Origin of the sequence: Mycobacterium sp., from assembly GCF_035603715.1 — a bacterium.
Lineage (GTDB): Bacteria > Actinomycetota > Actinomycetes > Mycobacteriales > Mycobacteriaceae > Mycobacterium.
On the sequence record NZ_DATNJW010000169.1, the window covers coordinates 1 to 5338 of the forward strand.

Consider the following 5338-nt stretch of genomic DNA (forward strand, 5'->3'; position numbering starts at 1 on the left):
GATCTTCGGCGGCGACTTCTGAGCCTTCGGGGACTTCGCCTTTTTCGGTTGCTTTGTCTTGGCCGAGGTGTCGTCGGCAGATCCGTTGTTGGTCATGCTGTTGAATCGTAAGGCCGTGAGCTGCTTCTTTCTCCCCGAGCAGCGTTTCTACTGCGCGGCTTCCAGCAGTTCATCGAGCGATTCGCCCAGTAACACCGGCAGTACGTCGACGTCGCTCATCGCTTCCCGATCGGCGTTGATGCCGAAATACAACATGCCGTTGTAAGACGTCACGCCGATGGCCAGCACCTGGTTGTTCAACAGCGGCGGCACGGCATAGGTCTCCAACAACTTTGCACCGGCGACATACATTTGCGACTGGGCGCCCGGCGCGTTGGTGATCAACAGGTTGAACAAACGCGGTGACAAGCCGGTGGCGACGCGAATTCCCATGGCGTGCAAGGTCGGCGGCGCAAAACCCGACAGCGTAACGATGGTGCGGGCGTCGACCAGGCTGCTCGCCGTTGGATTGGATTCGGTGTCGTGGGCGATCTGCGACAGCCGCACCACCGCGTTGCCCTCCCCGACCGGCAGGTCGACCAGAAACGGCGCGACCTGGCTGATCGCCTGCCCCCGGCCCGACGAGTCGAATGTTTCGTCGACGTAGACCGGCAACGGCGCCATGGCCCGCACTGTCGCTGCCGGCGCGGCCGACTCGCCGCGGGACAACAGCCAGTTGCGCAGCGCACCGGTGATCACCGCCAGCACCACATCGTTGACATCGCAGTTGTAGCGCGACCGAATCGCCCGATAGTCGTCAAGTCGGCCGCGCGCGACCGTCAGCCGTCGATTGCGCGACACCGTGGTGTTGAGCGGGCTGCTGGGGGCGTTGCCGCGCGCCAACGTCCGGGCGACATCGAACATCCTCCGGCCGGCGTCCACCAGCTGTCCGGAGTTGGTCAACAGATCGGTGACCCCGCTGCGGACGGCGTTCAGCTGCGCCTGCGGGCGGGTGGCCCAGTCACCGATCGCGCGCAGCATCAGCTCCACGTTGCCCGGCTCGCGTGCCGGCACCCAGATGTCCTCGGCGAACGGCGGCGGACGACGATTCCGATCGGCGATGACATGGCTGATCTCGACCGCGCCCATGCCGTTGATCAACGCCTGATGCGACTTGGTGTACAGGGCCAGGCGGTTGTTGGCCAAGCCCTCTACCAGGTACATCTCCCAGAGCGGGCGCGTCTTGTCCAGCGGGCGGGCGGCCAGCCGGCCAATCAGCTCGTGGAGCTGCTCGTCGCTGCCCGGCGACGGGAGCGCAGAGCGCCGGACGTGGTAGGTGATGTCGAAATCGCGGTCGTCGACCCAGACCGGCCGGGCCAGCCGCATCGTCACTTCGCGGACCTTCTGCCGGTACCGCGGCACCTTCGGCAGCTGCCGCTCAACGGTGGCCAGCAACGTCTCGTAGCTCAACCCGGCCCGCGGCTGACGCAGAATCGACAGCGAGCCCACGTAGAGCGGTGTCGCCGAATTCTCCAGGTCGTAGAAGGAGGCGTCCGAAGCGGACAACCGGGTCACGTCGCCTCTCCCCTTTACCTGCCTTGCGAATCGGTCTACCGACCAATATGCCGCACACGGTAACGGTCCCCAGCGGCCCGGCGCAGCGCGGGTACGCGGATGCGGCGATTGTGCGATGATCGTCACACTCGTCTGCCACTCTCCAGCAGGCTGGCTTCTCGGGCCCTTCGGAATTCGCGGGAGAGTGTGGTGTCGACCAGTTCACGCCCATCGGAACAGACGACGTTTGCGGTCACCAATGTGGTCGATTGCGAGCCTCCGGCCCGTGACGTCCGGCAGTGCCGATCACCCTCACCGACCGCGCTGCGACGACGCAATGTACATGTGCCACAACGGCATTCGAGCCAACGTCCGCAACCCGCGCCAGCGCTGTCGGCGGCGATGCGCCAGGCGGCACGTTTCGCCGACGCCGCGCTACGCCGCGTGCTGGAAGTGATCGACCGCCGCCGCTCGATCTCCCAGCTGAACGGCCTGCTCGCCGCCGGACTCGTCGATTCGGTGCTGTCGGCCAATCGACTGGCCGATGCCGATGGCGGGGTGGCGATGTTGCGCCGGGTGCGACTGCAGGCGGTGGGCAGTCCGGACGGGTTCGCTGCGGCCGAGGTGTTCGGCAGCTACAGCCGTGGGCGCCGCATGCATGCCATCGCCTGCCGCATCGAGCGGATGGGCTCGGGACCCTGGCAGGTGGTTGCGCTGCACATCGGTTAGGCGGCCTCCCGGGCACGGGAGGGCAGTGGGGCGCCGCCTAACCGGGCGAGCACCGGCCCGATCACGGCGACGACGAACACATACGACATCGCCACCGGGGCCAGGCCGGCTATCGACGCCCCGGCCAGGCCGATGATGATCAACGAGAATTCGGCGCGAGCGATCAGGGCAGTGCCGGCGCGCAGTTGGCCGCGGCGGGCCACGCCGTCGCGCCGCGCGGCGAAGATCCCGGTTGCCACCTTGGACGCACTGGTCACCACGGCCAGGGCAATCGCCGCCGGAAGCGCAGGAGCCAGCGTGTGCGGATCGACCCCGATCCCGACCCCGAGAAAGAACACCGCGGCGAACAGATCGCGCAACGGCCCCAACACTTTCCGGGCGCGGTCTGCCGTGTCGCCGGTCAACGTCAGACCCACCAGGAACGCACCGACGGCAGCCGACGCGTGCACCTCTTCGGCCAGCGCGGCAACGATCAGCGTCACCCCGAGGACGCGCAGCAGCAACTGCTCGGAATCCTCGGATCCCACCAGCCGGCCGAAGTAATGGCCCCATCGGTGCGAAATGACGAACGCGATCCAAAACGCTCCGACCCCGATGACCATGCCGAGCAGCGCCTTCGGCCACGTGCCGCCGCTGACCAGGACCGCGAACACCGGCAGGTAGGCCGCCATCGCGAAGTCCTCGAGCACCAGCACCGCCAGGATCGCGGGTGTTTCGCGGTTACCCACCCGGTTGAGGTCTTCGAGCAGTCGGGCGATCAAACCGGACGACGACACATAGGTCACGCCGGCCAGCGCGAGGATCCCGATGCCCTTGAACCCGAGCAGCCAGCCCGCGACGGCCCCCGGCGTCGCGTTGAGCACGACGTCGACCAGCGCCGAGGGGACGTGCTGCTTCATGCTGCTGGCGAATTCGGCGCTGGAGAACTCCAGGCCCAAGGTCAGCAGCAGCAGCACGACACCGATGGGCGCGCCGGTTTTGACGAACACGCTGGCCTCGGTCACCGAATGAATGCCGCCCTTGCCGAGCCACAGCCCGGCCAGCAGGTACAGCGGGATCGGTGACAGCGCGAACCGCCGGGCCAGTGCGCCCAGCAACGCAAGCGCAGTGAGGACTGCGCCGAGTTGCAACAGCAGCGGCGCCGAAATCTGCACGCAATCAGCCCTTTTGGACGAGCTGCTGCACGCCGTTGATGCCGGCTTCGGTGCCGACAACGATCAACACGTCGGCAGCGCGCAGCTTCTCGGACGGCCCCGGGGAAGCGAGCACCTCGTCATTGCGCACGATCGCGACGATCGACGCGCCGGTTCGGGTTCGGGCACGGGTGTCTCCCAGTGGTCGGTCCACGAAGACACTGCCGGGCAGGATGTGCACCTGACCGGCTTCGAGCCCCGGTATCTCGCGAGTGAGTTCGACGAACCGTTCGGCGATCCGCGGCGCACCCAGAATCTGCGCGACCGCGTCCGCTTCCTCGTCGGTGAGGCGAAAGACCGGACGAGCCTGGTCGGGGTCGTCATTGCCGTACAGGACGATCTCGAAGTAGCCGCCGCGTCGCGCGACGATGCCGATCCGCTCACCGTGGTTGCTGGTGAACTCGTACCGCACACCCATGCTGGGCAGCAGCACTTCTTTGACGTCCATGGCTCTAGCGCCGCTTGGCCTTGGCGTGCCGCCCCTGCCGACGGGCGGCCTCGCGGCGTTCACGGCGAGAGCCGCCGGACCCGCCGGCTGCCGAGCCGCCACCGTTGCCCTGCACCTGCGCCGAGCCGTCCTCGGCCGGCCCGCTGTAGGTCAGCTGGGGCGCCTCGTTGTCAATTCCCTTGGCGCGCAACGCAGGTGCCGGTTCACGAGCTGCGGCGGGAGCTGGAGCGCCGGAGGCCTGCTGCTGCGCGCTGGCCGCGGCGGCGGTGGCGAACTCGGTCAGGCCCTCCGGCTCGGCGACCGGTCCGACCTGCTGGGCCGGTATCGCCTCGACGGCGACGTTGAACAGGAAGCCGACGGACTCTTCTTTGAGGCCGTCCAGCATCCCGGTGAACATGTCGAAACCCTCACGCTGGTACTCGACCAGCGGGTCGCGTTGCGCCATCGCGCGCAGGCCGATGCCCTCTTTGAGGTAGTCCATCTCGTAGAGGTGCTCACGCCATTTGCGGTCGATGACGTTGAGCAGCACATTGCGTTCCAGCTGACGCATCGCGCCCTCACCGGCCAGCTCTTCGAGCTCGGCTTCCCGCGCGGCGTAGGCACGGTCGGCATCCTCGATCAACGCGTCGAGCAACTCCTCGCGGGTCAGTTCGCCGGGCTCCCCGACCGCCTCGGAGTCGATCAAAGTGGTGTGGTCGATGCCGACCGGATACAGCGTTTTCAGCGCCTCCCAGAGCTTCTCCAGATCCCAGTCCTCGGCGTACCCCACAGCGGTGGCGCCGTCGACATACGCGGTGATCACGGCGACGAGCATGTCGTGCGCCTGCTGCTGCAGGTTCTCGCCTTCCAGGATGCGGCGACGTTCCGCGTAGATGACCTTGCGCTGCTGGTTCATCACCTCGTCGTACTTGAGGACGTTCTTTCTGACCTCGAAGTTCTGCTGCTCGACCTGGGTCTGCGCGCTCTTGATCGCGCGTGTCACCATTCCCGCTTCGATCGGAACGTCGTCGGGCAGGTTCAACCGGGTCAGCAGCGTCTCCAGCGCGGCGCCGTTGAAACGACGCATCAACTCGTCGCCCAGCGACAGGTAGAACCGCGACTCACCGGGGTCACCCTGACGGCCGGAGCGGCCGCGCAGCTGGTTGTCGATACGGCGTGACTCGTGCCGCTCGGTGCCCAGCACGTAGAGCCCGCCGGCCTCGATGACCTCTTTGGCTTCGGCCGCCGCCTCGTCTTTGACGAGCGGTAGCTCTTCGTGCCAGGCCGTCTCGTACTCGTCGGCAGTCTCGACCGGATCCAGACCGCGGGCCCGCAACCTCAGGTCGGTGAGAAAGTCGACGTTGCCGCCCAGCACGATGTCGGTACCGCGGCCGGCCATGTTGGTGGCGACCGTGATGGCGCCGCGGCGGCCGGCCTCGGCGACGATGCCGGCTTC

At 67.2% G+C, this 5338-nt stretch carries 4 protein-coding genes and 1 pseudogene; 1 reads left to right on the forward strand and 4 read right to left on the reverse strand.

The window, feature by feature from the left end; genetic code table 11:
- Window positions 1-147: 147 nt before the first annotated feature.
- On the reverse strand, window positions 148-1554 hold the full coding sequence (locus VN856_RS07475) for a wax ester/triacylglycerol synthase family O-acyltransferase (RefSeq protein ID WP_325687643.1): 1407 nt from the start codon (window positions 1552-1554) through the stop codon (window positions 148-150).
- 324 nt (window positions 1555-1878) lie between these two features.
- Here VN856_RS07475 and VN856_RS07480 point away from each other — a divergent pair, with 324 nt between their 5' ends.
- Window positions 1879-2262 carry an Rv3235 family protein gene (locus VN856_RS07480; protein WP_325687645.1) on the forward strand — a complete coding sequence of 128 codons (384 nt, stop codon included), beginning with the start codon at window positions 1879-1881 and terminating at the stop codon, window positions 2260-2262.
- Here VN856_RS07480 and VN856_RS07485 read toward each other — a convergent pair.
- The 3 genes and pseudogenes from VN856_RS07485 to VN856_RS07495 all read right to left on the reverse strand — a co-directional run.
- Window positions 2259-3416 (reverse strand): cation:proton antiporter, encoded by a 1158-nt coding sequence (locus tag VN856_RS07485; protein WP_325687647.1) that lies wholly within the window; start codon window positions 3414-3416, stop codon window positions 2259-2261. The genes VN856_RS07480 and VN856_RS07485 overlap by 4 nt on opposite strands.
- A 4-nt stretch (window positions 3417-3420) precedes the next feature.
- Complete coding sequence (locus VN856_RS07490; RefSeq protein WP_325687649.1) at window positions 3421-3903, reverse strand: cation:proton antiporter regulatory subunit; 483 nt, start codon at window positions 3901-3903, stop codon at window positions 3421-3423.
- 4 nt (window positions 3904-3907) lie between these two features.
- Window positions 3908-5338: pseudogene (locus tag VN856_RS07495) on the reverse strand (preprotein translocase subunit SecA); the annotation flags it as partial.

Bases quoted from the DNA above. Each gene is read 5' to 3' on its own strand.
- VN856_RS07490 (WP_325687649.1), bottom strand. From the start codon at position 3,903: ATGGACGTCAAAGAAGTGCTGCTGCCCAGCATGGGTGTGCGGTACGAG.